Annotated in this window: 23 protein-coding genes; 13 read left to right on the top strand and 10 right to left on the bottom strand. The window is 69.6% G+C overall.

Annotation, left to right across the window (positions count from 1 at the left end):
* Nucleotides 1-75 precede the first annotated feature (75 nt).
* From GPY60_RS18175 to GPY60_RS18160, 4 genes are all read right to left on the bottom strand, one after another.
* Nucleotides 76-1,212, bottom strand: a complete 1,137-nt coding sequence (locus tag GPY60_RS18175) for an NAD(P)H-dependent amine dehydrogenase family protein (RefSeq protein ID WP_231639709.1) — start codon at nucleotides 1,210-1,212, stop codon at nucleotides 76-78.
* Nucleotides 1,209-2,204, bottom strand: coding sequence for an LLM class flavin-dependent oxidoreductase (locus tag GPY60_RS18170; protein WP_156689079.1), 996 nt, complete (start codon nucleotides 2,202-2,204; stop codon nucleotides 1,209-1,211). Before GPY60_RS18170 ends, GPY60_RS18175 begins: the two co-directional genes overlap by 4 nt.
* 97 nt (nucleotides 2,205-2,301) lie before the next feature.
* Nucleotides 2,302-3,423 (bottom strand): acyl-CoA dehydrogenase family protein, encoded by a 1,122-nt coding sequence (locus GPY60_RS18165; RefSeq protein WP_156689078.1) that lies wholly within the window; start codon nucleotides 3,421-3,423, stop codon nucleotides 2,302-2,304.
* Nucleotides 3,420-4,571 carry an acyl-CoA dehydrogenase family protein gene (locus GPY60_RS18160; protein WP_156689077.1) on the bottom strand — a complete coding sequence of 384 codons (1,152 nt, stop codon included), beginning with the start codon at nucleotides 4,569-4,571 and terminating at the stop codon, nucleotides 3,420-3,422. The genes GPY60_RS18165 and GPY60_RS18160 overlap by 4 nt, the downstream gene beginning before the upstream one ends.
* Before the next feature lie 254 nt (nucleotides 4,572-4,825).
* Between GPY60_RS18160 and GPY60_RS18155 the strand changes: the two genes are divergently transcribed.
* The 7 genes from GPY60_RS18155 to GPY60_RS18125 all read left to right on the top strand — a co-directional run bounded on the left by GPY60_RS18155 (nucleotide 4,826) and on the right by GPY60_RS18125 (nucleotide 13,567).
* The gene (locus tag GPY60_RS18155; RefSeq protein WP_370462753.1) at nucleotides 4,826-6,583 is read left to right on the top strand and encodes a nitric oxide reductase activation protein NorD; all 1,758 of its coding nucleotides are present in this window, start codon (nucleotides 4,826-4,828) and stop codon (nucleotides 6,581-6,583) included.
* A gap of 20 nt (nucleotides 6,584-6,603) precedes the next feature.
* Complete coding sequence (locus tag GPY60_RS18150; RefSeq protein ID WP_156689076.1) at nucleotides 6,604-7,440, top strand: CbbQ/NirQ/NorQ/GpvN family protein; 837 nt, start codon at nucleotides 6,604-6,606, stop codon at nucleotides 7,438-7,440.
* Between the two features lie 90 nt (nucleotides 7,441-7,530).
* The gene (locus GPY60_RS18145; RefSeq protein ID WP_156689075.1) at nucleotides 7,531-8,643 is read left to right on the top strand and encodes an ABC transporter substrate-binding protein; all 1,113 of its coding nucleotides are present in this window, start codon (nucleotides 7,531-7,533) and stop codon (nucleotides 8,641-8,643) included.
* A 10-nt stretch (nucleotides 8,644-8,653) separates the two neighbouring features.
* Nucleotides 8,654-9,802 (top strand): spirocyclase AveC family protein, encoded by a 1,149-nt coding sequence (locus GPY60_RS18140; RefSeq protein ID WP_156689074.1) that lies wholly within the window; start codon nucleotides 8,654-8,656, stop codon nucleotides 9,800-9,802.
* Nucleotides 9,795-10,775 carry an SDR family NAD(P)-dependent oxidoreductase gene (locus GPY60_RS18135; protein ID WP_156689073.1) on the top strand — a complete coding sequence of 327 codons (981 nt, stop codon included), beginning with the start codon at nucleotides 9,795-9,797 and terminating at the stop codon, nucleotides 10,773-10,775. The genes GPY60_RS18140 and GPY60_RS18135 overlap by 8 nt, the downstream gene beginning before the upstream one ends.
* Entirely contained in the window at nucleotides 10,775-11,992 is a 1,218-nt protein-coding gene (locus GPY60_RS18130; RefSeq protein ID WP_156689072.1) for a cytochrome P450, read from the top strand. The genes GPY60_RS18135 and GPY60_RS18130 overlap by 1 nt, the downstream gene beginning before the upstream one ends.
* Before the next feature lie 90 nt (nucleotides 11,993-12,082).
* A complete protein-coding gene (locus tag GPY60_RS18125) occupies nucleotides 12,083-13,567 on the top strand; it encodes an aldehyde dehydrogenase family protein (RefSeq protein WP_156689071.1) in 1,485 nt (494 codons plus the stop codon).
* Nucleotides 13,568-13,645: 78 nt separating this feature from the next.
* Here the strand turns inward: GPY60_RS18125 and GPY60_RS27840 are convergent, their stop codons facing one another.
* Nucleotides 13,646-15,148 carry a GH12 family glycosyl hydrolase domain-containing protein gene (locus GPY60_RS27840; protein ID WP_197283724.1) on the bottom strand — a complete coding sequence of 501 codons (1,503 nt, stop codon included), beginning with the start codon at nucleotides 15,146-15,148 and terminating at the stop codon, nucleotides 13,646-13,648.
* A 280-nt stretch (nucleotides 15,149-15,428) separates the two neighbouring features.
* On the opposite strand from GPY60_RS27840, the gene GPY60_RS18110 reads away from it, so the two are divergent.
* Both GPY60_RS18110 and GPY60_RS18105 read left to right on the top strand, forming a co-directional pair.
* A complete protein-coding gene (locus GPY60_RS18110; protein WP_156689070.1) occupies nucleotides 15,429-16,577 on the top strand; it encodes a thiolase family protein in 1,149 nt (382 codons plus the stop codon).
* Nucleotides 16,574-17,377, top strand: a complete 804-nt coding sequence (locus GPY60_RS18105) for a crotonase/enoyl-CoA hydratase family protein (RefSeq protein ID WP_156689069.1) — start codon at nucleotides 16,574-16,576, stop codon at nucleotides 17,375-17,377. Before GPY60_RS18110 ends, GPY60_RS18105 begins: the two co-directional genes overlap by 4 nt.
* Here the strand turns inward: GPY60_RS18105 and GPY60_RS18100 are convergent.
* Entirely contained in the window at nucleotides 17,374-18,390 is a 1,017-nt protein-coding gene (locus tag GPY60_RS18100; RefSeq protein WP_156689068.1) for an NAD(P)/FAD-dependent oxidoreductase, read from the bottom strand. The two genes, GPY60_RS18105 and GPY60_RS18100, sit on opposite strands and share 4 nt — an antisense overlap.
* Complete coding sequence (locus GPY60_RS18095; RefSeq protein WP_156689067.1) at nucleotides 18,387-18,887, bottom strand: isoprenylcysteine carboxyl methyltransferase family protein; 501 nt, start codon at nucleotides 18,885-18,887, stop codon at nucleotides 18,387-18,389. The genes GPY60_RS18100 and GPY60_RS18095 overlap by 4 nt, the downstream gene beginning before the upstream one ends.
* A 95-nt stretch (nucleotides 18,888-18,982) precedes the next feature.
* Here GPY60_RS18095 and GPY60_RS18090 point away from each other — a divergent pair, with 95 nt between their 5' ends.
* Nucleotides 18,983-20,122, top strand: a complete 1,140-nt coding sequence (locus GPY60_RS18090; protein WP_156689066.1) for an NAD(P)H-binding protein — start codon at nucleotides 18,983-18,985, stop codon at nucleotides 20,120-20,122.
* On the top strand, nucleotides 20,119-20,844 hold the full coding sequence (locus tag GPY60_RS18085; RefSeq protein ID WP_156689065.1) for a CPBP family intramembrane glutamic endopeptidase: 726 nt from the start codon (nucleotides 20,119-20,121) through the stop codon (nucleotides 20,842-20,844). Before GPY60_RS18090 ends, GPY60_RS18085 begins: the two co-directional genes overlap by 4 nt.
* A 3-nt stretch (nucleotides 20,845-20,847) precedes the next feature.
* On the opposite strand, the gene GPY60_RS18080 is transcribed toward GPY60_RS18085, so the two are convergent.
* Together GPY60_RS18080 and GPY60_RS18075 are read right to left on the bottom strand one after the other, a co-directional pair.
* Nucleotides 20,848-22,176: a DUF2867 domain-containing protein gene (locus GPY60_RS18080; protein WP_156689064.1), complete on the bottom strand. Its 1,329-nt coding sequence runs from the start codon at nucleotides 22,174-22,176 to the stop codon at nucleotides 20,848-20,850.
* Nucleotides 22,177-22,269: 93 nt separating this feature from the next.
* Complete coding sequence (locus GPY60_RS18075) at nucleotides 22,270-23,076, bottom strand: enoyl-CoA hydratase (protein WP_156689063.1); 807 nt, start codon at nucleotides 23,074-23,076, stop codon at nucleotides 22,270-22,272.
* Nucleotides 23,077-23,195: 119 nt separating this feature from the next.
* Here GPY60_RS18075 and GPY60_RS18070 point away from each other — a divergent pair, with 119 nt between their 5' ends.
* Nucleotides 23,196-24,281, top strand: coding sequence for a CaiB/BaiF CoA transferase family protein (locus GPY60_RS18070; protein ID WP_156689062.1), 1,086 nt, complete (start codon nucleotides 23,196-23,198; stop codon nucleotides 24,279-24,281).
* A gap of 39 nt (nucleotides 24,282-24,320) precedes the next feature.
* Complete coding sequence (locus tag GPY60_RS18065; protein WP_156689061.1) at nucleotides 24,321-25,073, top strand: 3-hydroxyacyl-CoA dehydrogenase; 753 nt, start codon at nucleotides 24,321-24,323, stop codon at nucleotides 25,071-25,073.
* Nucleotides 25,074-25,215: 142 nt separating this feature from the next.
* Here GPY60_RS18065 and GPY60_RS27435 read toward each other — a convergent pair whose 3' ends face one another.
* On the bottom strand, nucleotides 25,216-25,347 hold the full coding sequence (locus tag GPY60_RS27435; RefSeq protein ID WP_156689060.1) for a hypothetical protein: 132 nt from the start codon (nucleotides 25,345-25,347) through the stop codon (nucleotides 25,216-25,218).
* Between the last annotated feature and the right edge of the window lie 3 nt (nucleotides 25,348-25,350).

Below are 25,350 nucleotides of genomic sequence, written 5' to 3'. Positions count from 1 at the left end.
TGAGCCTCCGGCCGAACCAAATCTTTGTTGAAGGTTATCACCACGGGGAGAGGTCGACGGCCGGCGCTCCGGTCGTCATCGGGCTTGCTTGGCAGGGGTCGGCGTGCGCTCGCCGAACACAAACCGGGGCAGCGTCATCGGCAGGTCGAGCGAGCTCAGCAGTCCGGGTTCGGCGGCGACGACATAGGGGATCGCGTTGACGACACGCATGGCGGTGGCCGCCATGGCGGCGCGGCCCGCGCCGTGCCCCTCGACGGCTCCCACCGTCATCTCGCAGTGAATCTCGGGGACCCCGTCGACGTCGACGCGGTACGTGGCGTCGTTGTGCGCGGAGGGCCAGTCCGGCGCGACATCGCGCGACATCCGGATGATGTGCTCCAGGACGATCGCGTCGCGCCCGTCGACCACACCGGCTGCCCTGGTGCGCACCGCGCCGCAGGTGCCCGCCGCGATGGTTCCGAACGCCACCTCGATGTCGCGGTCGGTCGGCCGGCGGTCCAGAGTTCCCCGCACCCCCTCGATCTCCACCCCGAGCCCCGCGGCGATCAGGCGAATCGGTGCGGCCCAGGCCAATTCGATGAAGCCGGGCGTCGCGAGGAGGGGCTCGAAATCAAGCGGCCTGCCGAACCCCATCCCGTCCATCATGACGTCGGCGACGGGGTAGTGGTCGTTGAGTGCGACCTCGCTGACGGTGATCGAACGAATCCCGCTCGACTGGGTGGTCAGCAGCAGGGCGAGTTGGTCCGATGCGAAGCCCGGGAAGATTCCGGACACGTACAGCGATGCCTTCCCGGCGCGGGCCGCCGCCTCGAGTTCGTCGCGCCACTGGGCCGCGAAGTAGGCGGGCGGGTACACCAGGGCGGTCGACGACGTCGAGACGACGTTGAGGCCGGCCCGCAAGAGCCTGACGTATGCGGGCACGGCCCCCGCGTCGCGGTCGGGGCCGCTCGCGGCATAGACGACACAGTCGGGTCGCAGCGCGATCAACGCGTCGGCGTCGTCGGTGGCGCAGAGCCCCAACGGTTCCCCGCCGGCCAACAGGCCCGCGTCCGCCCCGACTTTGTCGCGGGAGTGCACCCACACCCCGACGAGGTCGAGGTCGGGCCGGCGGCTGATGGCGTCGATGGCGGCCGAGCCGACGCCCCCGGTGGACCACACGACGGTGCGAAGCGGCCCGGTGGGCGACGCGGACGACGGCATCGGTGTTGTCATCCCGCCGTTTTGGTGACTGGCCGTTGTGCGGAGTCGACGGCGTCGGCGGCGAGGGTCAGGTAGCGCCATGCCACCTCGGGGGCGACGCCGCCGCACAGCGGGTGCAGCGGCAGTGGCCGTCCGTCGCGGACGTATGCCTCGGCTTCGTCGAGGGTCATGATGCGGTACGGACCATCAAATTCCCGCAATTCGGAGACCGTCGTGGCGCGGGTGATGCTGGCGACCGAGTCGTCCCCGTGGCGGTAGCTTGCCGCCGTGACGGCGTCGTGCAGCAGATGCGGCCCGAGTTCCTGCCACGCGTGATCGACGTCGTCGGTGACGAACACCGTAGTCGGCGCGCCGGCGATCGGGAACTGGACGAAGCCGGGCTCTCGGCCCTGAGCGCGGCAGAGAGTCTCGTACGTCTCCGCGAGGCCGGGCACGTCCGCCTGTGCGATCAGTCCCATGCCGTGTTGGGCCGCTCGTCGGGCGGCCGCCGCACTGCCGCCGGCGATGACCATCGGTGGGCCCTTCCGGCTCCCGCACGACGGTGTCACGCATACCCGTCGCCCGCGATAGTCGAAGGGCTCGCCGACAACGAGGCTCCGTACGGCCGCGAGGTTTTCGTCGGCGAGCCGGCCGCGCGCCGCCCAGTCCACGCCGAAGTGGGCGTACTCCGCTTCGCGATGCCCGACGCCGAAGGCGTAGGACACGCGGCCGTTGCTGACGAGGTCGAGGACATTGATCTGCTCGGCCAACCGCACCGGGTCCCACAGCGGAAGCGGCACCGCCGCAAGGAGAATGGCGAGGTTGGTGGTTCGCGCGGCGATCGCGGACGCGAGGATGGTCGGCGCGGGCAGATGTCCGTCTTCGGTGGCGTGGTGCTCGGAGAGCACCACGAGGACCGCGCCCCGCGGCTCCGCCCAGGCGCACATGTCGATCGCCGCCGCGTACAGGTCTCGCGTCGGGGGACCCCAGCGGGGGCTGCGCATGTCGAACCTGAGCGTCAACATCCAACAACTCCCAGCACGTAGCGCGACGGACCGCCGCGGTCCGTCGGTAGCATAACCTAAGATTTGTTTCGCGGCGAAGGTCGATCGCTGCTGGGGGCTACCGGGCTTCGATGCGGCCGAGCCCGGGCACCGCACCGTTCGCGAGGGCGGACCCCAGCTCGATGAGGTAGCGGTCGGGCCCACCGAGGAACGTGCTCCAGCCGAGTAGGCGCTTGAGGTACAGGTGGGCGTCGTGTTCCCACGTGTAGCCGATGCCGCCGAAAATCTGGATCGCGGTGTCCCCAACGGTGGCAAGCCGGCCGGCGAATGCCTTGGCGCGCAGGGCGGACAGGTGCCGCTCGCCGGGATCCGCGTTGTCGGCCGCCCACAACGCGTGTATCACTCCGCTGCGGGCCAGCTCGACCGTCTCGAACATGTCCACACAGAGGTGCTGGATGGCCTGGAACGAGCCGATGGCATGGCCGAACTGCCTTCGCACCTTGGCGTATTCGACGGCCAGGTGCATGATCTCGCGCGCGGCGCCGAGCGCGTCGGCGGCCGTGGCGATCAGCACGTCGTCGACCACCGCCCCGAAGGCGTCGGGTGCGGCATTGCCCAGCCACTGCGCGGCCGCGTCGTCGAACCTGACCCGGAATCGCTTGCGCGTCGGGTCGACGCCGCGCTCGCGAGTCAGCGAGACGCCGTCCGAGCGCGTCCGCACCGCGAAAAGGCCCACCGACTGCCGGTATTCGGCGAACACCAGCAAGACGTCGGCCGCCGCCGCGTCCGACATCGGAACCGCGCCGTTCAGCGCGACGTCCGCCCCGCGCTGAACGGCCACCGGGCCGGGGCCCGGCTCCAGCGGTCCGACCGCCGCGATGGCGCTGCCGTCGGCGATGCCGGTCAAGATCTCGGTCGCCGCGCCGGCGGCACCGCATCGGGTCAGGGCGCGCGGCGCGGCGACCGCCGTCGACAACCACGGCCCCGGGTGCACGGCGGCGCCGAGTTCCTCCGCGACGACGCCCGCCTCGGTCATCGTCATGCCGGCGCCGCCGAATTCCGGCGGCACCAACAGGCCGGTGGTCCCCAGGTCGGCGAGGCTCCGCCAGGTGGCGTCGGTGGTCCCCGTCTCGTCGTCGAGCAACGGACGCACGTGGCTCGACAGCGGCGCCTTCTCGGCGAGGAAGCGGCGCACGGTGTCGCGCAGCGCCACCTGCTCGTCGCTGAGCTCGAGGTTCATTCGCGGGGCAATCCCAGCACGCGCTGCGCCGTGATGTTCTTCGTGATCTGGGTCGTGCCGCCCGCGATGGTCAGGGATCGTGACGTGAGGCGGTAGTCGACCCAGCGGCCCTGCGGCACCCGCCAGCCCAGGACGTCAAAGGCCAACGCCGCCATGTCCTGTCCGATCTCGCCCCACACGGTCTTGGCGAGACTCGCCGATCCCATGGCGGTCTTCTCTGAGCCCCCGTGCAGCGTCGCCGAGATCGATCGCTGGCACAGGACCTCGAGATACTTGATGCGAACCGCGATCTCGCCGAGGCGCCGCAGGGTGACCGGGTCGTCGAGGCAGCCGGCGGCGGCGAAGTCGGCCACCAGTTCCTCCAGTCGCACCTCCAACTCGGCGTACAGTCGCGCGGCCCCGGCGCGTTCGTGGCTCAGCGTGGTGGTAGCCACCCGCCAGCCGCCGTCGAGCGGGCCGAGGAGCGCGGTAGCGGGCACCCGCACATCGTGGAAGAAGACCTCGGCGAAATCGGTGTCGCCGTTCAGCGTGACGAGCGGGCGCACCTCGATGCCCGGCAGGGTCATGTCCACGATGAGGCAGGAGATGCCCTTGTGCTTCGGAGCTTCCGGATCGGTGCGGACGTAGAGCTGGCACCACTGGGCGCGATGGCCCAGGGAGGTCCAGATCTTCTGCCCGTTGATGACGAAGTCGTCGCCGTCGCGGATTGCGCGAGTGCGCAGCGCGGCGAGATCGGACCCCGCCTCCGGTTCGGACATGCCCTGGCACCAGATGTCGTCGCCGCGCATCATGCGGGGAAGCAGAGTCAGCTTCTGGGCTTCGGAGCCGTATTGCATGATGGCCGGCGCGATGTTGTTCATGCCGATGACGTTGAGCGGCATGGGCGCCCGCGCCCGTGTGGTCTCCTCACTGTGGACGAGTTGCTCGAGGAGTGTCGCGCCGCGGCCGCCGTACTCCCGCGGCCAGGAGACCGCCGCCCATCCGGCGTCGGCGATCGTGCGGTTCCAGGCGCGCAGGAGTTCGAACGTCGCGTCGTCACGGCCGGGGGAACGGCGCGCCGCCACAAGCTCTTCGGTGAGATTGTCCGAGAGCCAGGTGCGCAGGTCGGCGCGGAACTGCTCGACTTCCGCCGGGTATGAGAAATCCACGTTGCTCGACTTCGCGCGATTGACTGCGGCCAAGCCGGACTCTACGGCGGAGCGGAAATCTGGTCAACGCGCTCGCTCGAGCCGGTGAAGACGCCCCAGCCCCCGGCCGCCGCGGGTGACCACCGCGGCCCGGCCGGTGGAATCAATGGTGCAGTGCATGCGAGGGGCTGCGCCGTTCATTGACCGCGGTACGCCGGGACCTTACGGTGGAACAGATATTTGGTCAACGACGCCGTGTGCAAATGAGGTCGAGCGTGGCGAACGACGCCCAGACCCCGTGGTCACCCGGCTTGAGCATGTTCGCGTCGGCGCTCGCCGGCCGGCCGGTCGCGGTGGCGGGACATGCTTCGCCGGGACCTGCGTGGACGGACGGCCACACGATCTACGTCGACGCGTGTGCACCGTCGCGCGCCAGACTGGAAGCGGTAGCCGTTCAGGCCTCGATGATCGGGGCCGGCAGCCTGGATGCCGTCGTCGCGCGGGCAATCCTGCACCGCCCGCGGCTGGCCACCCGCTACCTGGCGGTCGAGGGGCACCGCGCTCTGGTCGGCAATTCCGACCTGCTCCCCGCGACGTTGGCCTCCCTAGGAGACCCCGAGATCGCCTGTCGCAGTGGGTCACCCGCGGATTCCCTCGACGTCGCCCGTAGCAGGGCGGCGGTCGGAGACCCACCGCCGGAATTCGGCGGGATTCGCCCGGCGAAGCTGATCGCGTCCGCGCGGGCCGCGGAACAGGAGCAAAGGGAGAACCAAGGTCACGCCCCGCGACGCCGCGGCGCCCCGGAACTCGACGAACTCGACGCGGCGGCGACCGACGAGTCCGACGATCCGGACCTGTTCACCAGCCCGGTCGGCGGGGGCGGCTTCATCGGCACGTGGTTGAAGAAGATGCTGTCGTCCGCGCGCAAGACGGGTAGCGGCGGTGGGCCGCCCGGCGCGGACACCCCGACACACCGGACCGACTCCGCGACACGCGGTGCGCACGCGGTGTCCTCGCTGGCGGCGGTGTCGAACGACGCCGCCGACGGCTACCGGCGTTCGCCGGGCGAGGACGGCCTGAGGTATCCGGAGTGGGACGCGGCGCGCCGTCGTTACCGGCCCGCGTGGTGCACCGTGCGTGAGGTGGAGCCGCAGATCAGCGCGTCGGCCACCCACGCTATCGAAGCCGCCGTCGGGGTGCGGCGCCCCTTGGCGCGCCTGGGGGTGGGCCCGCACCGGTGCCACCGCCAGTCGCAGGGTGACGACATCGACATCGACGCGGCGGTCGAGGCGCGTGTCGAGGTGCTGGCCCGGTCGGTCCCCGACGAGTCGGTGTACCTCGCCAGCCTGCGACGTCGCCGCGATTTGTCGGTCCTCCTCCTCCTCGATGTCTCCGGGTCGGCGGCGGAGCCCGGGACCGCGGGCCGCACCGTGCACGAACAACAGCGCGCGGCCGTCGCCAATCTCGCCGTCGCGTTGCACGACCTCGGTGACCGCGTCGCGCTGTACGCCTACTACTCACAGGGCCGAGGCGCGGTCACCATGGTGCCCGTCAAGCGATTCGACGACCATCTGGATTCGCGAGTGATGAAGCGGCTCAACAGCCTCGAGCCGGGCGCGTACTCCCGCCTGGGTGCGGCGATCCGCCACGGGTCGGCGGTCGTGGAGGCGCGCGGCGGCACGTCCCGGCGGCTGTTGGTGGTGTTGTCGGACGGGCTCGCGTACGACCACGGGTACGAACGGGCGTACGGCGCCGCCGACGCGCGACGGGCGCTGGCCGAGGCCCGGCGGCGCGGCACCGGCAGCGTGTGCCTCACGATCGGGGCCGGCACCGACGTGCCCTCCCTGCGCCGGGTGTTCGGCGATACCGCCCACGCGACGATCGCGCGGCCGGACCAACTCGCCGGTGTCATCGGACCGCTGTTCCGCTCCGCGCTGCGCTCGGCCGAAGTCCGGCGACGAACCGTGAGCGTGCGTGTCGGCGCGACGACACGCGGCGAGTCGCGTACATCCACGCACGTTCGCGGTCGTTGATTCACTCAGGGAAGGTGGCTATGGGCGACGAGGCCGGGCTGGCTCGGCGGGTCGGCGGGGGCGTCGAGGCGGAACCGGTGCGGCCCTACTATCAGGCGATCGGCAACGAGGAGGCGGTCTTCAAGGCGGCCTACCGGCAGGGGCTGGCGCTGCTTCTGAAGGGGCCGACCGGTTGCGGGAAGACCCGATTCGTCGAGGCGATGGCCCACGACCTCGGCCGCCCGCTGATCACCGTCGCCTGCCACGACGACCTCACCACCGCGGATCTCGTGGGCCGGTACCTGCTGCAGGGCGACGAGACGGTGTGGGTGGACGGTCCGCTGACCCGGGCGGTCCGCGAGGGCGCCATCTGCTACCTCGACGAGGTCGTGGAGGCCCGGCAGGACACCACCGTGGTGCTGCACCCACTGGCCGACTACCGCCGTCAGCTCCCGATCGAGCGCCTCGGCGTCACGTTGAACGCGGCGCCCGGATTCGGCTTGGTGGTGTCGTACAACCCCGGCTACCAGAGCGTGCTCAAGGACCTGAAGGACTCGACGCGTCAGCGGATGGTGGCCATCGAATTCGGTTTCCCGCCAGCCGATGTCGAGCAGGGGATCGTGCAGCGCGAGGCGGGGGTGGACGATGCCACCGCGGCCGAGCTGGTGCGCTTGGGTCATGCCATCCGCCGCTTGGAGACGGGTGGACTGCGCGAGGTGGCGTCGACCCGCGTGCTCGTCGCGGCGGGCAGGCTGGCCGCCGGCGGCCTGAGCCTGCGGGAGGCGGCCCGGGCCGCGATCGCCGGGCCGCTCACCGACGATGCGGCGATGGGAACGGCCCTGGGCGACATGATCGAGATCTACCTGGGGTCTGATTGACGGTGCGTGCGGGCCCGGGCTAGGGTGCTGAACAAATATTAGGTTTTGCGTTGGGGTCAGTGCACGTCGGTGGTCGCCCCGGGAGGTCGAATGTCCTACGAAAGCAGCGCGGAGCCGATCAAGGTCGGCTACCTGATGGACTTCACGCTTCCCCCCGGGTTCCCCGAGGAATTGATGGCGAGTTTCACGCGATGCTTCGACCTCGTCTTCTCCGAGGCCGTCGAGCAGGGCGTGATGGATCGCCCGGTGCAGATGATCTACCGCGAGGTCGAAGGCCTTCCCAAGGGATCGGTCAAGGCGGTGATCGACGCGTTCGGTGAGCTCGTCGAGGAGGGCTGCCTGGTGGTGTTCGGGCCGCACATCACCGACAACTGCGTGCCCACGCGCGAGGCGATCGAGGAGCGGTTCAAGGTGCCGGCGATCAGCGTCACCGGTACCGACGACTGGCTCGGCGAATGGACCTTCTCATTTCCGCAGGGTTCGATGACCGATGAACCCATCTTCATCGCGGACCTGCTCGCCAAGCGCGGTCTCTCCGAGATCGGGGTCCTCGTCGAACAGAACCTGATCGGCGAGAGCTATCTGAAGAACCTCCGAAGCGCCTGCCGCCGCAACGGGATCCGCATCGTGGCTGAGGCGGCGATCGCGCAGACCGCCCAGGACATCAACGAGGCCGTGCGTACCCTGCACGACGCGAAGGCCGAGGCGCTCGTGCACCTTGGCTTCGGCTTCGGGATCGTGTTCATCAACCCCGCTCTGCAGGCCGTCGACTGGGATCCACCGAGATTCACGACCACCGCGTTCCAGAACGCGTGGGTGAATCCGATCATGTGGGACGCGTTCACGGGCTGGATCGGGGTCGACCAGTACGACGAGGGCAATCCCATCGGCCAGGACTTCCTCGACCGGTACGCGACGAGATACGACGGCAGCCGTCCGGAATATTGCGTCTCGGTGGTCAACCGTGACGTGGCCGCCACCCTCGTGCGGGCGTTCGCTGACGCGCATCCGCTCAGCCCGCGTGGGGTCAAGGAGGCACTGGAGCGGGTGAAGATGATGCCCGCCGCCTCGGGGGCGCCGGGCACCCGAGTGTCCTTCGGTAAGTGGACCCGCCGCGGTTGGATGGGCGCCGGCTACCTGGTGGCCCGCTCCCTCGACGCCGACGGCGTCAACTCACATCTGGTCGACCGTTTCGGAGAGTAGGCGACGAGCGATGAGCACCGAGCAGTCCGCACCGGTTGCGGCGCAACAGGATCTGAAATCCGCACGGACCGATCGCAGGGGAAGTTGGGGCGGCTGGGTGGCGGGCGCCGCTCTGGCGGCGTTCACGCTTTTCTTCATCGCGAATTGCCGCGTAGCGCTCGACCCACGGGTCGCCAACCCGAACGTGCAGGGGCGGCCGCGACCGGTGAGATTCACGTTCGGGCTGGACTACATCGGTTTCCTCGACTGGGCGACGGTCGTGGCGCTGATCGTGCTGTTGATCGTGTTCGTCAGGGGCTGGCGCCGCAATCCCGGGAGCCCGGTGATGCTGATGTTCCTGTGCACGACGCTGATCGTGTGGCAGGACCCGATCATGAACTGGTCGCCGTTCGCGGTCTACAACCCCGATCTGGTGCATTGGCCGGAATCCTGGCCACTGGTGTCGATCTCGCCCACGGTCGAACCTTTTGTGGTCTTCGGATACGTGATGTTCTACTTCGGGCCGTACTTCCCCGGGGTATGGATGCTGCGCAGGCTGCAGGCCCGGCACGGGCCGGAGGCCTTCGTGTCGCGGCACCCGCTCCTCTGCCTGGGGGCGATAGTCCTGGTGCTCGGGTTCGTCATGGATGCCTTCCTGGAGAACACCTTGATCCACTGGGGCATGTACATCTACGCCCAGGTGATCCCGTGGGGGTCGGTGTTCACCGGCACGACCTTCCAATTCCCGCTCATCTGGGAATCGCTGTCGGTGACCTTCGTGATGATCCCGGCCGCGATCCTGTGCTACCGCGACGACACCGGCAAATCGGTTGCGGAGAAGCTGGCCGCGAAGGCGAAGATCTTCCCGACGCGTCCGGTGCTCGGCACGTTCCTGGTGATGTTCGCCATCATCAACGTGTCCTATTTCGCCTACGGTGGCTGGTTCTGGCTCATCAAGGTCAGCCACGCCGCGACATCGGTGGCCTGCCCGTGGCCGTACCCCGAGGCCAAAGTGTATGACCCGCAAGGATTTTACGAGAAGGCCGGCGCCCAAGGTCCCTACTCGGTAGGCATCTGGTCGACGTGGGCGAGCGGGGAGCCCAACGGGCGGCCGCACGTCGAGCCGCCGCCACCGGGCCAAGGTCCGTGCGCGACTGCGTCTTCGGGCAAGAATGGCTGAGCCGCGCACCGTCGTCATCACCGGGGCGTCGCGGGGGCTCGGGTTCGCCTCGGCCGTCCGCCTCTACCGTGACGGGTGGCGCGTCGTCGCGGCCATCCGCGACCCGGACCGGGGGATGCCGGCGCTGCGCGAGGCGACCGGCACCCGACCGGACGACGATCGGCTGATCGGCGTCCAGCTCGATCTGCTGGACGCCGCGTCGGTGGCCGCAGCCGCCAAGGCGATCGAGGACGCCGTCGGTGCGCCGTACGCCCTCGTCCACAATGCGGGCATCTCCGCGGCCGGCATGGTGGAGGAGACGGATATGGCGTTGTGGCACAACATGTTCGCCACCAGTGTCCTGGGTCCCGTCGCCCTCACGCAGGCGCTGCTGCCGTCGATGCGGGCGGCGGGGGAGGGCCGCATCGTCCTGGTGTCGAGCGCGGCGGGGGTGCGGGGTCAGCCGGCCACCGGACCGTACTCGGCGGCCAAGGGCGCGAGGGAGCGCTGGGGCGAGGCGATGGCGTCCGAGATCGCGCCGTTCGGTCTCGGCGTCACGATCCTGGTCGCCGGGATGTACGACACCGACATCATCACGGACGCGGGGACCACCGACAACCGCGACTTCACCGGCCCGTATGCCCGGCTGCACACCACCATGAACACCCGCGGGCGGGCGGCGATGAAGCTTGCACGGCCGCCCGAGCGGTTCGCCGACGGCCTGCTCGAGGCGCTGAACGACCGGGGGGCGTTTCGCCGCCGCGGCGTCGGTCTGGATGCGTCGATGTTGTTGGCCGCCAACAGATTCATGCCGGCCTCGGGTATGCATCACATGTCGCGGATCGTGCTGGGCATACCCCGGCAGGGGTCGATGCGCGGCGGTGCGTGGCCGTTGACCGCTGCCCAACGCGGGATGGTGCTCGTCGCGCGGATTCTGCCGAAGCCGCTGCTGGAGCGCCTGGCCGCGCGGCATCAACAATCAGGGGAGAAGTAATGGAACAGCTTTTCGACGACCTGGCGGACTTCGGCGCCTTCGACGACGCGATATCCGGTGACGTGCGCGACCCGTACACCGAACTGGCGCGGATTCGCCGCGAAGAACCGGTGCAGCGCCTGGAGACGTCGGGGGCGCTGCCGCACGAGGAATCGCTGCCGATGTTCATCGTGTATCGCCACGAGGACGTCCAGCAGATGCTGCGCGACAACGAGACGTTCTCGTCGTCGGCCGTGATCGCGGCGTTCGGACCGGTGCTGGGCGAAGGCGTGATGCTCGGCATGGACGAGCCGATCCACGGCCGGCTGCGGTCGTTGGTGTCAAAGGCGTTCTCGCAGAAGTCATTGGCGCGATGGCAGGACGAGCTCGTCGGCCGGGTAGCAAACGCCTTGATCGATGAATTCGCGCCCCGCGGCAAGGCGGATCTGGTGAAAGAGTTCACCTTCGATTACCCCAGCCAGATCATCGCCGGCCTGCTGGGCCTGCCGCAGGAGGACTACCCGCAGTTTCAGCGCTGGTCGATCTCGCTGCTGAGCTGGCTGATGAACCCGGAGCGCGGGCTGGCCGCCTCGGCCGCGCTGTGCGACTACTTCGCACCGATCCTCGCGGCCCGCCGCGCCGAACCGAAGGACGATCTCATCAGCGCGCTGGCGCGGGCCGAGATCGACGGGCAAAAGCTCGAGGACGAGGAAATCTACTCGTTCCTGCGCCTGCTGCTGCCCGCCGGCGTCGAGACGACCTACCGCGCGCTGGGCAGCCTGTTGTTCGGACTGCTGTGCGATCCGGCGCAGTTGGACGCCATCCGCGCGGACCGGTCGCTGCTCCCGCAGGCCATCGAGGAGGGCGTGCGATGGGAGCCGCCGCTGTTGACCATCACCCGGGTGGCGACCCGCGACACCGAACTGGGCGGGGTCGCGATCCCGGCCGGTGCGACGGTCATGCCGATGCTGGGCTCGGCGAACCGGCAAGAAGATCGCTACCCCGAGCCGGACCGGTTCGACATCAACCGGCAGTACAAGCCCAATCTTGCCTGGGGCCACGGCGTACACGTCTGCCTCGGCATGCACCTGGCCCGGCTGGAGATGCGAACCGCCGTCAATCTCTTGCTCGACCGGCTCCCGAATCTGCGGCTCGATCCCGAGGGCGACGATCCGCACATCCGGGGGCAGGTCTTCCGGTCGCCGACGTCGCTGCCGGTGCTCTTCGACCCCCAGTGAGCAGGGCGGCGGCGGTTGCACCTTGCCAATCGGCTAGTTTCCGGTAAGGCTCTCCATAGCCACCGAACGACCCACAAGAGAGTGACAAACATGACCGAGGCTGTAAAGGTCCGCTTCGAGCCGAAGATGATGATCGACGGCAAGCTCGTCGACGGCCAGGCCGGCACCTTCACCAACATCAACCCGGCCACCGAGGAGAGCCTCGGGGAGGTTGCCGACGCGTCCAAGGAGGACATGCACCGGGCGATCGACGCCGCCCGGCGGGCCTTCGACGAGACCGACTGGTCGACCAACCGGGAGCTGCGCAAGCGCTGCCTGCTCCAGCTGCACGAGGCGATCGAGTCGGAGAAGGAAGAGCTGCGCGAGGAGCTGATTCTCGAGGTCGGTGCACCGCGAGCCATCACGTACGGCCCCCAGCTGGACGCCCCGCTGCAGGACGGCCTGAAGTATCCGGCCCGGCTGATCGACGAGTACGCCTGGGAAACCGATCTGGGTGACCGGGTGATCAGCCTGACCGGCGCGAACACGTCCATCAAAGTGTGGCGGGAGCCGGTCGGCGTCGTCGGCGCGATCGTGCCGTGGAACTTCCCGTTCGAGGTCACCCTGAACAAGCTCGGGCAGGCCCTGGGCACCGGCAACACCGTGGTGCTCAAGCCGGCGCCGAACACGCCGTTCAACGCGACCCGGCTGGGCCGGCTGATCGCCGAGAAGACCGACATCCCGCCCGGCGTGGTGAACGTCGTCACCGCCTCGGATCACTTCGTGGGCGAGGAGCTCACCTTGTCACCGAAGGTCGACCTGATCTCGTTCACGGGTTCGACGGTGGTGGGCCAGCGGATCATGGAAAAGGGCGCCGCCACCATGAAGCGGCTGTTTTTGGAGCTCGGCGGGAAGTCGGCCACCATCGTCTTGGAGGACGCCGACTTCGGCTTGGCGTGCGCGATCGGGATCGCGCCGTGCATGCACGCCGGCCAGGGCTGCGCCAACCCGACCCGGATGCTGCTGCCGCGGTCCCGCTACGACGAGGGGGTGGCGATTCTCCAGAGCATCTACGAGAACGTCACCTGCGGCGACCCGCAGGACCCCGGAACCCTCTGCGGCCCGGTGATTTCGGAGCGGCAGCGCGATCGGGTGATGGGCTACATCCGCAAGGGTGTCGAGGAGGGGGCCACCGCCCTCGTCGGCGGACCGGACGCCCCCACCGGCTTCGACAAGGGATTCTTCGTGCGGCCAACGCTTTTCGTCAACGTCGACAACTCGATGACCATCGCGCAGGAAGAGATCTTCGGCCCGGTGCTGTCGGTCATCCCGTACGACGACGAGGAGGACGCGATCCGGATCGCCAACGACAGCAAGTACGGTCTGGCGGGCAACGTGATGTCCGGCTCGCTGGAGCGTTCGCTGGCGGTGGCCCGCCGCATCCGCGCGGGCTTCATCGGCGTCAACGGCGGCGCCCCCTACGGCGCCGACACCCCATTCGGCGGGTACAAGTACAGGGGGGTGGGACGCCAGAACGGGGTGGCCGGCTTCGACCAGTACACCGAGGTCAAGTCGGTGGGGTACCCCGTGGGCTGAGGCGCTTGTCGCCGAGATTGCGGCTGCGATCGTGGTGCGACGCACGACTTCTACGGCAAGCTCGGTGCGAGGCCGTCCCTAGCTGACGCCGTTGACGCTGGCGGAGAACGAGTCGACCGACGCGCCGACGCTGCCGGTCCACGGCTCGAAGCCGGCCTGGATGCTCGTCAGGTACCACGAGTTGGTAACGGGCTCAAGGGTTTCGGTGTTGTCGATGAAGCCCAGCACGTCCATGTTGTCCCAGGAGGTGATGGGGGCGGTCGCGACGTACGACACCACGTTGTTCTGGCCGTTGCCGCCCTTCCACACCTGGAAGTTCTGCCCGTCGATCGTGGCGTTGCCGACCACGGAGCCGACCGGCTGAATCGGGCCCACGTGGTTGAACCAGATCATGATCTCCTGCTGGTTGACCCCGGTGGTGATGGGCGTGGGATTGAGCCAGATGTCGTAGGAGGCGTCGTAGATTCCACTGCTCGGATAGGTGTAACTGATGCTGCTGGTGGCCGTTTGGATGCCGCTCAGTTGCAGGGGCAGGTTCGTCCCGGGCGATCCGGTGCCGTAGTGCCAGCCGTCGTAGATCGACGGGTACCCAAGCGGGGCGCCGTTGGTGGGCGCCGAGCCGATTTCGGTGGCGATGGTGAACCCGGTGGGGCTGACGCTGATGGATTGCCCGCCCGGGTTGTTCCAGGCATTGTTCTGCACCACGTAGGCATTCGCGATCGTCGTCGTGCCGTACTGGGTGGTGATGACGGTCCCACCGGCTGTGCCCGTGCCCGTGCCGCCCGTGCCGCCCGTGCCCGTGCCCGTGCCGCCCACGGTCACCGGTTGGCCGTTGACAAGCAGGTTTGTCGGCGCAGAGTACGTGCCGGTCTGGCTGGCCTGGAAGCCCACGGTGACCGAACCGCCCGGCGCAATGGTCGCGTCAAAACTTTGCGGGGTGAGGGTGTATTGCGTCCCCGATTGCGCAAACTGCGCATTCCACACACTCGTAATGGATTCGTTTGCCGGCAGGGTGAATTGGGCCTGCCAGTTGGTCAGTGGAGTCGTGCCGGAATTGGTGATCGTGTAATCGGCGGTGAAGCCATTGCTCCACTGCGACGTGAGCGTGTACGTCGCCGCCAGCCCACCGCCGCCGCTCCCGCCCCCACCGGTCGTGGTTCCGCCCCCATTCGTGGTTCCGCCGGTCGTGGTTCCGCCTCCGCCTCCGGTGGTGCCGCCCCCGGTGGCGGCTCCGCCCTCCTCCAGAGGCGCACCCGCGGCGTTCAGTAATGCCCGGGCGACGTCCCGCAGGGGCGACGCGTTGGCCGACTCGGCGAACGCATACAGACCTGTTGCCTGGGCCAGGCCCCGGACGAACGAATCGTGGAACGCCGCCGCTTGCGCGCTGAGGGCCTGAAAGTCCTGGGCGAATGTCCCGAAGAGCGCGGCGACCGCCGTGGACACCTCGTCGGCCGCCGCCACCGCGATGCCCGTCGTCGGACCCACCGCCGCCGCGTTGGCGGCCGTGAGGTTCGAGCCGATCTCCGCTATGTTGCCCGCCGCGGCCGCCGCTGCCTCTGGTGCGAAATCCACGTATGACATGCGCGATCCTTCGGCCGGCCTACATCAGTCCGTCGTCACGGTCTTATCGCGATGCTAAAGACTCCGGCGGGAAATTTGCGGGCTTTTGCGCAACACCGCATGGAATTCGGTGCCGACTTTGATTGCGCGACGACGAATTTCACGGCGAAATGTCAATGCGCGCGACCGATCGGCATTCGCTGTCCAGCTTGTTGACACCACCCCGCCCCCCGCCCTCCCAACGCGTTGGTTGACAATCGACGCAAGCGTCTGAAGTCCGACCGTCAAAGGAGACATCACCATGGCTGAAGCCGTCATCGTCGAGGCAGTGCGATCGCCGATCGGGAAGCGCAACGGCGGACTGTCCGGGGTCCACCCGGCCGACCTGTCCGCGCAGGTGCTCAACGGGCTGGCCGATAAGGCCGGCATCGACCCGGGCATCGTGGACGACGTCATCTGGGGCTGCGTCATGCAGGCGGGGGAGCAGGCCCTCGACATCGGCCGCACCGCCCTGCTGGCCGCCGGCTGGCCGGAGACTGTGCCGGGCGTGACCGTCGACCGGCAGTGCGGGTCGAGCCAGCAGTCCATTCACTTCGCGGCGGCCGGCGTCGTGGCCGGGCACTACGACGTCGTCGTCGCCGGTGGCGTGGAGTCGATGTCGCGGACCCCGATGGGATCGTCGCTGGCCAACGGCGGGCGGCCGTACCCGCAGACCTTCCTGGATCGCTACGAGGGCCGGATCCCCAACCAGGGCATCGGCGCCGAGATGATCGCCGAGCAGTGGGGCCTGGACCGCACCGCGCTCGACGAGTTCTCCCTCGCCTCTCACGAAAAGGCTGCCGCCGCACAGGATTCCGGCGCGTTTGACGACCAGATCGTGGGCATCAAGGACCAGGACGAGAACGTGGTGCTCAAGGACGAGGGCATCCGCCGCGGCACGCCGATGGAGAAGATGGCGTCGCTGAAGCCGGCGTTCAAGGAGGACGGCGTGATCCACGCCGGCAACTCGTCGCAGATCTCCGACGGTTCGGCCGCGATCCTGTTCATGTCCGCCGAGAAGGCGAAGTCGTTGGGGCTCAAGCCGATCGCGAAGGTGCACACCGCGACGCTGGCCGGGGCCGACCCGGTGATCATGCTGACCGCGCCCATCCCGGCGACCCAGAAGGTGCTCAAGCGCTCCGGGCTGTCGATCGACGACATCGGGGCCTACGAGGTGAACGAGGCGTTCGCGCCGGTCCCGCTGGCGTGGCTGAAGGACATCGGCGCCGACGAGAAGAAGCTCAACCCGAATGGCGGCGCCATCGCGTTGGGCCACCCGCTCGGCGGATCGGGCGCGCGGCTGATGACCACGCTGCTGTACCACATGCGCGACAAGGGAATTCGCTACGGCCTGCAGACCATGTGCGAGGGCGGCGGCCAGGCCAACGCGACCATCGTCGAACTCCTGTGACGGAGGCTGGTGATGGCCAGCCGGCGGTGCTGGCCGAAGGTCGCGGCAACGTCATGGTCATCACGATCAACCGGCCGGAGGCGCGCAACGCGATCAACGCGGCGGTGAGCATCGGCGTCGGGGGAGCGCTGGACGAGGCGCAGCGTGACCCGCAAGTGCGGGCCGTGGTCATCACCGGCGCGGGTGGCAAGTCGTTCTGCGCGGGGGCCGACCTGAAGGCCATCGCGCGCCGGGAGAACATCTACCACCCTGACCACGCCGAGTGGGGCTTCGCCGGCTACGTGCGGCACTTCATCGACAAGCCGACCATCGCCGCCGTCAACGGCACCGCGCTCGGCGGTGGAACGGAGATCGCGCTGGCGAGCGACCTCGTCGTCGCCGCACAGAGCGCCACGTTCGGCCTGCCGGAGGTCAAGCGCGGCCTCATCGCGGCCGCCGGCGGCGTGTTCCGGATCGTCGACCACTTGCCCCGCAAGGTGGCGCTCGAACTGCTGATGACCGGCGAGCCGATCTCCGCGTCCGACGCATGCAAGTGGGGCCTGATCAACCAGGTAGTCGACGACGGGGCGGTGCTGGACGCCGCGCTGGCGCTGGCCGCCCGCGTGACCGTCAACGCGCCGCTGTCGGTGCAGGCGAGCAAGCGCATCGCCTACGGGGTCGACGACGGTGTGATCACCGGTGACGAGCCGGGCTGGGAGCGCACCATGCGCGAGATGCGGTCGCTGATGAGGTCGGAGGACGCCAAGGAAGGGCCGCGGGCCTTCGCCGAGAAGCGGGAACCGGTCTGGCAGGCCCGCTAAGAAGCCAGGACGTTCACGGCCCGCTCGAACACCGTCGGCAGCAGGGCGCCCGCGGGCACGACGACACGCCGGACCGGGCGAGGCGTCGTGGCCAGCACCAGTCCGCGGGTCAGCCACCGGTAATTGCGTGTAACCCGGTGCCACGCAGATTCATACGCCGACGGTGCGTCGTCCACGATGGCCTCGACCGCCGCGGCGGCCTGCTTGACCGCCAGGCTGACGCCCTCGCCGGTCAGCGCGTCCTCGTACCCCGCCGCGTCGCCCACCAACAACACCCGCCCGGCGACCCGGCGCGAAACTACTTGGCGCAGTGGCCCGCAGCCGCGGGGCCGTCCGTGGGCGGCGCCGTCCAACCGCGCCGCCAGCTCCGGAAACCACGCCAGGTCGGGGCGTCCCCGCGACAGGATGGCCACGCCGACGAGGTCGGGTTCCACCGGGGTCACGTACGCCTCGCCCCACCGCGACCAGTGCACCTCGACGAATTCCGACCACGCCGGGACCTGAAAGTGCCACCGCATGCCGTGCCGTCGTGGGGTACCGGCCGTCGCCGGGATGCCGACCGCGCGCCGCACCGCCGAGTGCAGCCCGTCGGCGCCCACCAGCCACCGCGCCCGCACGCCGGCGGCCGTCACTCCCTGCCGGTCCTGCCGGACGCCGGTGACCTTGGCCCGGATCCATTCGGTGTCCTGCTCTTTGGCCCGCGCCTGCAGCGCCGCGTGCAGGGTGGTCCGGCGCACGCCCCGGCCCGGTCCGCCGCGGAACCGCGCCTGGGCGCGGCGGGTTCCGCTCACGTAGGCGATGCCGCGGAAAGGCATGCCGGCCGGGTCCACGCCGAGAGACGTCAGCTCCGCGAGTCCCCCGGGCATCAGCCCCTCGCCGCAGGCCTTGTCGATGGGGCCCTCCCGCGGTTCGGCCACGATCACCGAGAGGCCGTGCCGGCGGGCGTGCAGCGCGGTGGCCAGGCCGCCCGGGCCGCCGCCCACGACCAAGAGGTCCGCGTCGTAGTCGGTCATGCGTAGCCCAGCGCGGAGTTCTCGACGTTCAGCCGCACCCGCAGCACCACCGCGTTGGCGGCGGTGAACGCCAGCGCGGTCAGCCACGCGGTGTGCACCAGCGGCAGCGCCAGCCCCTCGGCGACCACGGCAACGTAATTGGGGTGGTGCAGCCACCGGTAGGGGCCCCCGGATACCAGCGGGGCGTCCGGCAGCACGATCACCCGCGTGTTCCACCGGTGGCCCAGCGTCGCGATGCACCACCAGCGCAGCCCCTGGCTCGCCGCCACCACCGCCAGCATCGGCCAGCCCAGCCAGGGCAGGAACGGCCGGTGCAGCGCCCACGGTTCCACGAGGCAGCCGACCAGCAGGGCGGTGTGGATGGCGACCATCGCCGCGTAGTGCGGCCGGCCAAACTCCTTGGCGCCCCGGGCAAACGACCACTGCGCGTTGCGCTTGGACAACACCAGCTCAACCAGGCGTTCGATGCCCACCGCCAGGATCAGCAGGTAATACATGTCTCCACTTCTTCCATTCGTGCCGGCTGCATCACGGCGCCGAGCCCGCATGGGTTCATCTGCTGCATTGTCGCGCAGCGGCTAGTGTCGAGATTATGCGCATCCTCGTCACGGGGGCGACGGGTTATGTGGGATCGCGGCTGGTCACGGAGTTGCTTCAGCAAAAGCACCAGGTCGTTGCCGCGACCCGGAAACCCGAAAGCCTCCGGCGCTTCGGCTGGTTCGCCGACGTCACGCCCGTCGCGCTCGACGCGTCCGACCCGGCGTCCGTGCGTGCGGCGTTCGCCGACGCGGGCGCCGTGGACGTCGTGTATTACCTGGTGCACGCCATCGGCCAGCCGGGCTTTCGCGACGTCGACAGGGCCTCGGCCGCCAACGTCGCGGCCGCGGCGCGCGACGCCGGCGTGCGGCGCATCGTCTACCTCGGCGGCTTCGTGCCGGCCGACGAGGCCCTCTCCGAGCATCTGGCCAGCCGCGCCGAGGTGGCCGAGGCCCTGACCGTCGCGGACGGCCCCGACCTGGTGTGGCTGGGCGCCGCGATCATCATCGGCGCCGGCTCGACGTCCTTCGAGATGATGCGCTACGTCGGCGACCGATTCCCGCTGATCCCCACGCCGAGCTGGATGGACAACCCGATCGACCCGATCTCAATCCGGGACGTGCTGCACTACCTGGTTGCCTCCGCCGACGCGGAGCGGGTGCCCGCGGGCTCCTACGACATCTCCGGACCGGACACCACCTCGTACCGGGAGCTGCTCCGGACCTACGCGCGCGTCTCCGGCCGGTGGCACGCCGCCGTGCCGGTCGGCAGGGTCGACACCGGCCTGGCATCGCTGATCACCGGCGTCGCCCTCCCGGTGCCGCCCGGGCTAGCCGGCGACCTGGTCGGGTCGCTGGACCACCCGATGGTGGCATCCGCCAGCGGTCTGCGGGGCCGCGTTCCCGACCCACCTGGCGGCCTGCTCGGCGTCGACGAGGCCATCGCGCTGGCGCTGACCGACGGGCGCCCCAAGCCCGTCAACGCCCTGGCCGATCCGCACCACCTGGCCGACAGCGATCCCGCCTGGGCCGGCGGCGACGCGCTGCGCATTCGAAGGCTGGCCCGGGCCGTCACGCCGCCCCTCGCCCGGCCGACGCTCGGGCTCGTCGACCGGGTACCCGGCCCACTGGCCGGCGCGCTGCGCACGGGCCTCGACATCCTGATCTCCCTGACCCCGAAGGTGCGCCTCGCATGAGCCAGTCACAGACCTCCGAGACCCCCGTCAACGCCGTCTCGGAGTTTCGTCGCGCGCTCACCAAGGTCGCGGTGTCACCCAACGAGGCGCCCGGCGTGGTGCGGCGCCGGCGCATCATCGTTGCGATCACGCTGGTCGTCGGCGCCGCGGTGCTGGGCTATTCGCTGCGCCTGCACCCGGGCGAGCCGAGCTTCTACTGGCTGACCTTCGCGCTGGCGGCGGTGTGGATCGCCGGCGCCCTGGTCTCCGGCCCGCTGCACCTGGGCGGGATCTGCTGGCGCGGCCGCAACCAGCGGCCGGTGATCACGGGGACGTCCGTCGGCCTGCTGCTCGGGCTCGTGTTCATCGTCGGCGGGCTGATCGCCCGCGAGATCCATCCCGTCGCCGCCCTGATCACGCGGGTGCTCGAGTACGCGCACCAGGGGTGGTATCCGGTGATCGTCGCGATCACGGTCGTGAACGCCGTCGCCGAGGAAGTGTTCTTCCGCGGGGCGCTCTACAGCGCGCTGGGGCGCCACCGCCCCGTGTTGATCTCCACCATCCTGTACACCTGCGCCACGCTGGCCAGCGGCAACCCGATGCTCGGGTTCGCCGCGGTGATCCTCGGGACCGTGTGCGCGTTCGAGCGCCGCGCGACCGGGGGCGTGCTGGCGCCGGTGCTGACCCACTTCGTGTGGGGCCTCATCATGGTGCTGGTCCTGCCCCCGATGTTCGGGGTCTGACGGCTAGGCTCCGACGACCTCGTCGGCCAGAGCCTGCGCGGCGGCGGCGTGCCGGCGCCGCGCCGCCCCCCAATACACCCGGCCCGGGATGCCGGTCGGCATGAAGATCGACCGCTGCGTGTAGCGGGTGCCGCCGTCCTGCGGGGCGATGGTGATCTCCAGCCACTCGCGCCCGGGGGCGCGGGTTTTCACCTGCAGCCGCATCATCGAGCCGGGATCGCTCTCCTCCACCCGCCAGCCTTGTGAACGCTCGACGACGCGCTCGAGGGCCTTCCACACGTCGGGGGGCGGGGCGGGGGCGGCCAATGTCCGCTCGTCGATGTAGACGATTTCGCCGGCCCAGTCGGGGTCGCTGGGCAGCGGCTCGGCCGGCTCGGTGCGCAGCGAGGCCCAGGTTGCCTCGGGCAGGCCGCGCATCGCCCGGCTGAGCGCCAGCTCGACGGCGTGGCGGTAGCCGATCAGGCCGCCCGGCGGCGGTTCGATGACGCCGTCGATGTCGTGGTTGCGCATCACCGCGTCGCACTCCAGCGATTCGATCAGCGGCCGGGCCAGTCCCGGCGGGATCGGCGTGACGGTGCCGACCCAGAGGCTGGCGATCGTCGGCGTGAGGAACGGCAACACGATCAGGTAGCGCTTGCCCAGCCCCGCCACGTCGGCGTAGACGCGCATCATGTCGCCGTACTCGAGCACGTCCGGGCCGCCGATGTCCCAGGTCCGCGATGACGGGACGGGCGCGGTCGCCGCGGCGACGAGGTAGTACAGCACGTCGCGCACCGCGATCGGCTGAATCTTGTTGTGCACCCACTTCGGCGTGGTCATCACGGGCAGGCGGTCGGTGAGGTGGCGGATCATCTCGAACGACGCCGAGCCCGAGCCGACGACCACGCCGGCCTGCAGGACCACCGTTTCGATGCCGGACTCGATGAGGGCGTCGCCCACCGCCGCCCGCGACTCGAGGTGGGGGGAGAGCTTGCGGCCCTCCGGGTGCAGGCCGCTGAGGTACACGATCCGGCGCACCCCGGCGCGCCGGGCGGCCGTCACGACGTTGCGGGCCGAGCGGGCCTCCTCGTCGGCGAAGTCGTCCGACGTGCCCATCGAGTGGACGAGGTAGTAGACCACGTCGATCCCCTCGAACGCCGCGATCAGCGAGTCGACGTCACCCAGGTCGCCGCGCGCCACCTCCGCCCGGTCGCGCCACGGCACGCCGGACAGCTTGTCCGGGTTGCGGGCCAGCGCGCGAACACCGTGGCCCGCGTCCAGCAATCGCGGCGCTAGCCGGGCGCCGATGTAGCCCGTCGCGCCGGTCACCAGGCACCGCACCTGATCCACCATGGAATCTCCGTTTCTGGTCGGTCAGGGATTCGGACCCGACGCTGGAGAGGATTGCCTGCCGCGGCCGCGCGAAACCGTGCGCGGCGAGGGTTTTCAGTGATCGACGAATGTGGGCGCGCGGTGCTCCTGGAAAGCCGTTGTCCCCTCTTTGAAGTCGTGCGACACCAGCAGGTGCGCCTGCCCTTCCAGTTCGCGCTGCAACGCCGGATCGAGCTCGGTGAGCGTAGCCGCATTGATCGCCTGCTTGGTCTTGGCGAACGCGACCGCCGGGCCCGCCAGCAGCCGTGCGATCACCTTGTCCACTTCGGCATCGAATTCGTCGGGCGGGTAAACCGCGGTCACCAGTCCCCACTCCAGGGCCTCGGCGGCCGGCAGGCGCTCGGGCAGCAGCGCCATCCGCATCGCCCGGATGCGGCCGACCGCGGCGGCCACCAGCGCGGACGCGCCGCCGTCGGGCATCAACCCGATCTTGGTGAAGGCGAGCAGAAAGAACGCCTTCTCCGACGCCAGCACGACGTCACAGGTCAGCGCGATCGACACGCCCACGCCGGCGGCCGGTCCCTGGACAACGGCGACCACCGGGTGCGGCACGGCGGCGATCGCGCGGATCAACCGGTTGATCTCCCGGACGATCTCGTCCGGGGGGACCCCGCCGGCGGTGTCGTCGGCGCTGATGCCGGCCCCGGAACAGAAGCCGCGACCCGCGCCGCCCAGGCGCACCACGCGCACGCCGGGGTCGGTGGCCGCGCGTTCCATCACGTCGGCCAGGCCCGTGATGACCGGCACGGTCAGCGAATTCAGGCTGTCGGGGCGGTCGATGGTCACCGACAGCACGCCGTCGGTCAGCGTGACCGCGAGGCCCGCGACGGGTGCGAGGGAGTCGATCCCAGAGTGTGGCATGCGCTCACCCTAGTGGCCCGGAGAGCCACCCGGTGCGCGCCCGCGCGCGTCGGCTGCGAAGATGCGAACGGCCGGTTGTCACCGGGTGCGTCAGAGTGGACGAAAGGTCTTTCAGGGATATGGCTGGACCGTTGAGAGGGCTGCGCGTCATCGAACTTGCCGGCATCGGACCCGGCCCACACGCCGCGATGATTCTCGGTGACCTCGGCGCCGACGTCGTCCGCATCGACCGGCCGACCGGCGGCCCCCGGGGTGCCGCCCGCGACGCGATGATGCGCAACCGCCGCGTCGTGACGGCCGATCTCAAGTCCGACGAGGGCCGCGAGGCGGTGCTCCGCCTCGTGGCCAAGGCCGACGTGCTGATCGAGGGCTACCGTCCCGGCGTCACCGAGCGCCTCGGGCTGGGACCCGAGGACTGCGCAAAGGTCAACGACCGACTGGTCTACGGCCGGATGACGGGCTGGGGACAGACGGGCCCGCGCAGCCAGCAGGCGGGTCACGACATCAACTACATCTCGCTCAACGGGATCCTGCACGCGATCGGCCGGGCGGGCGAGCGTCCAGTGCCGCCCCTGAACCTGGTCGGCGATTTCGGCGGTGGCTCGATGTTCCTGCTCCTGGGAATCCTGTCGGCGCTGTGGGAGCGGCAGCACTCGGGCAAGGGACAGGTCGTCGACGCCGCAATGGTCGACGGCTCCAGCATGCTCATCCAGATGATGTGGTCGATGCGCTCGATGGGCATGTGGTCGGACGCGCGCGGCACCAACATGCTCGACGGCGGCGCCCCCTACTACGACACCTACGAGTGCGCCGACGGGCGCTACGTCGCCGTCGGCGCCATCGAGCCGCAGTTCTACGCCGCCATGCTGGCCGGCCTCGGCCTGGATCCCGCCAACCTGCCCGGGCAGAACGACGTCGGCCGTTGGCCCGAGCTGCGGGCGGCCCTGACCGAGAGGTTCGCAAGCCAGGACCGCGACCACTGGGCCAAGGTGTTCGCCGACTCCGATGCCTGCGTGACGCCCGTCCTGGCGTTCGGGGAGGTGCAGAGCGAGCCGCACATCACCGAACGCAACACCTTCTACGAGGTCGACGGCGGACTGCAGCCGTTGCCCGCGCCGCGGTTCTCCCGCACCGCGACCGACAGGCCGCGGCCTCCGTCCGCGCCGGTGACCGACGTCGAGACGATCCTCGGCGACTGGGTATAGTCGCCAACCAACTGGTTGGCTGGATAGGGAAGGACTCGGATGGAGATCTCAGACGCCGTAGCCGTCGTCACCGGGGGCGCGTCAGGCCTGGGCCTGGCCACGACCAAGCGGCTCCTGGACGCCGGCGCGCAGGTCGTCGTGCTGGACCTGCGGGGCGAGGAGGCGGTGCGCGAGCTGGGCGATCGCGCGCACTTCGCGCAGACCGACGTGACCGACGAGGCGGGCGTCGCCAAGGCGCTGGACACCGCCGAGTCGCTCGGCCCGCTCCGGATCAACGTCAACTGCGCGGGCATCGGCAACGCCATCAAGACCCTGGGCAAGGACGGCCCGTTCCCGCTGAACCAGTTCAAGAAGGTGATTGAGGTCAACCTGATCGGCACGTTCAACGTGCTGCGGCTGGCCGCCGAACGCATCGCCAAAACCGAGCCCATCGGGGAGGAACGCGGCGTCATCGTCAACACCGCCTCGGTCGCGGCCTTCGACGGTCAGATCGGGCAGGCCGCCTACTCCGCCTCCAAGGGAGGGGTCGTCGGCATGACCCTGCCGATCGCGCGGGACCTGTCGCGCGAGCTGATCCGCGTCGTGACCATCGCGCCGGGCCTGTTCAAGACCCCGCTCCTGGGTTCGCTGCCCGAGGAGGCGCAGAAATCGCTTGGCAAGCAGGTGCCGCACCCGGCTCGCCTGGGGGATCCCGACGAATACGGCGCGCTGGCGGTGCACATCATCGAAAACCCGATGCTCAACGGCGAGGTGATCCGGCTGGACGGCGCCATCCGCATGGCGCCCCGCTGAGATTTCAGCGCCCCGACATAACGAAAGCCCCCCGCGATGCGCGGGGGGCTGACGTTTTCACTGAGGTTCACCTAGCGGCGGAACCACCGGCTCACGGCGGGTTCGGCCATCAGTAACCGTGCAAGCATGCTCATGATCTACCTCAACTCGCCGTCGGGAGGGGCTGGTAGTCCTCGAACTGCTCCGAGGTCTCCCCCTCGACCAACATGTCGCCGTGGTAGAGGGCCTCGAAGTCGGCCTTGATGACGTCGGCACTTGTGTCGTCGATCCACATGAC

The sequence above is a fragment of the Mycobacterium sp. Marseille-P9652 genome (genome assembly GCF_902652685.1).
Taxonomy (GTDB): Bacteria; Actinomycetota; Actinomycetes; order Mycobacteriales; family Mycobacteriaceae; genus Mycobacterium.
Note: the sequence above shows the minus strand (reverse complement) of the source record. Positions and strands in the feature narration are given on the sequence as shown.

What these genes read in the sequence shown, in the direction of transcription:
- GPY60_RS18175 (WP_231639709.1), bottom strand. Translation starts at nt 1,212, where the DNA reads ATGACAACACCGATGCCGTCGTCCGCGTCGCCCACCGGGCCGCTTCGC.
- GPY60_RS18170 (WP_156689079.1), bottom strand. Translation starts at nt 2,204, where the DNA reads ATGTTGACGCTCAGGTTCGACATGCGCAGCCCCCGCTGGGGTCCCCCG.
- GPY60_RS18165 (WP_156689078.1), bottom strand. Translation starts at nt 3,423, where the DNA reads ATGAACCTCGAGCTCAGCGACGAGCAGGTGGCGCTGCGCGACACCGTG.
- GPY60_RS18150 (WP_156689076.1), top strand. Translation starts at nt 6,604, where the DNA reads ATGGGCGACGAGGCCGGGCTGGCTCGGCGGGTCGGCGGGGGCGTCGAG.
- GPY60_RS18145 (WP_156689075.1), top strand. Translation starts at nt 7,531, where the DNA reads ATGTCCTACGAAAGCAGCGCGGAGCCGATCAAGGTCGGCTACCTGATG.
- GPY60_RS18140 (WP_156689074.1), top strand. Translation starts at nt 8,654, where the DNA reads ATGAGCACCGAGCAGTCCGCACCGGTTGCGGCGCAACAGGATCTGAAA.
- GPY60_RS18135 (WP_156689073.1), top strand. Translation starts at nt 9,795, where the DNA reads ATGGCTGAGCCGCGCACCGTCGTCATCACCGGGGCGTCGCGGGGGCTC.
- GPY60_RS18130 (WP_156689072.1), top strand. Translation starts at nt 10,775, where the DNA reads ATGGAACAGCTTTTCGACGACCTGGCGGACTTCGGCGCCTTCGACGAC.
- GPY60_RS18125 (WP_156689071.1), top strand. Translation starts at nt 12,083, where the DNA reads ATGACCGAGGCTGTAAAGGTCCGCTTCGAGCCGAAGATGATGATCGAC.
- GPY60_RS27840 (WP_197283724.1), bottom strand. Translation starts at nt 15,148, where the DNA reads ATGTCATACGTGGATTTCGCACCAGAGGCAGCGGCGGCCGCGGCGGGC.
- GPY60_RS18110 (WP_156689070.1), top strand. Translation starts at nt 15,429, where the DNA reads ATGGCTGAAGCCGTCATCGTCGAGGCAGTGCGATCGCCGATCGGGAAG.
- GPY60_RS18100 (WP_156689068.1), bottom strand. Translation starts at nt 18,390, where the DNA reads ATGACCGACTACGACGCGGACCTCTTGGTCGTGGGCGGCGGCCCGGGC.
- GPY60_RS18095 (WP_156689067.1), bottom strand. Translation starts at nt 18,887, where the DNA reads ATGTATTACCTGCTGATCCTGGCGGTGGGCATCGAACGCCTGGTTGAG.
- GPY60_RS18090 (WP_156689066.1), top strand. Translation starts at nt 18,983, where the DNA reads ATGCGCATCCTCGTCACGGGGGCGACGGGTTATGTGGGATCGCGGCTG.
- GPY60_RS18085 (WP_156689065.1), top strand. Translation starts at nt 20,119, where the DNA reads ATGAGCCAGTCACAGACCTCCGAGACCCCCGTCAACGCCGTCTCGGAG.
- GPY60_RS18080 (WP_156689064.1), bottom strand. Translation starts at nt 22,176, where the DNA reads ATGGTGGATCAGGTGCGGTGCCTGGTGACCGGCGCGACGGGCTACATC.
- GPY60_RS18075 (WP_156689063.1), bottom strand. Translation starts at nt 23,076, where the DNA reads ATGCCACACTCTGGGATCGACTCCCTCGCACCCGTCGCGGGCCTCGCG.
- GPY60_RS18070 (WP_156689062.1), top strand. Translation starts at nt 23,196, where the DNA reads ATGGCTGGACCGTTGAGAGGGCTGCGCGTCATCGAACTTGCCGGCATC.
- GPY60_RS18065 (WP_156689061.1), top strand. Translation starts at nt 24,321, where the DNA reads ATGGAGATCTCAGACGCCGTAGCCGTCGTCACCGGGGGCGCGTCAGGC.
- GPY60_RS27435 (WP_156689060.1), bottom strand. Translation starts at nt 25,347, where the DNA reads ATGTGGATCGACGACACAAGTGCCGACGTCATCAAGGCCGACTTCGAG.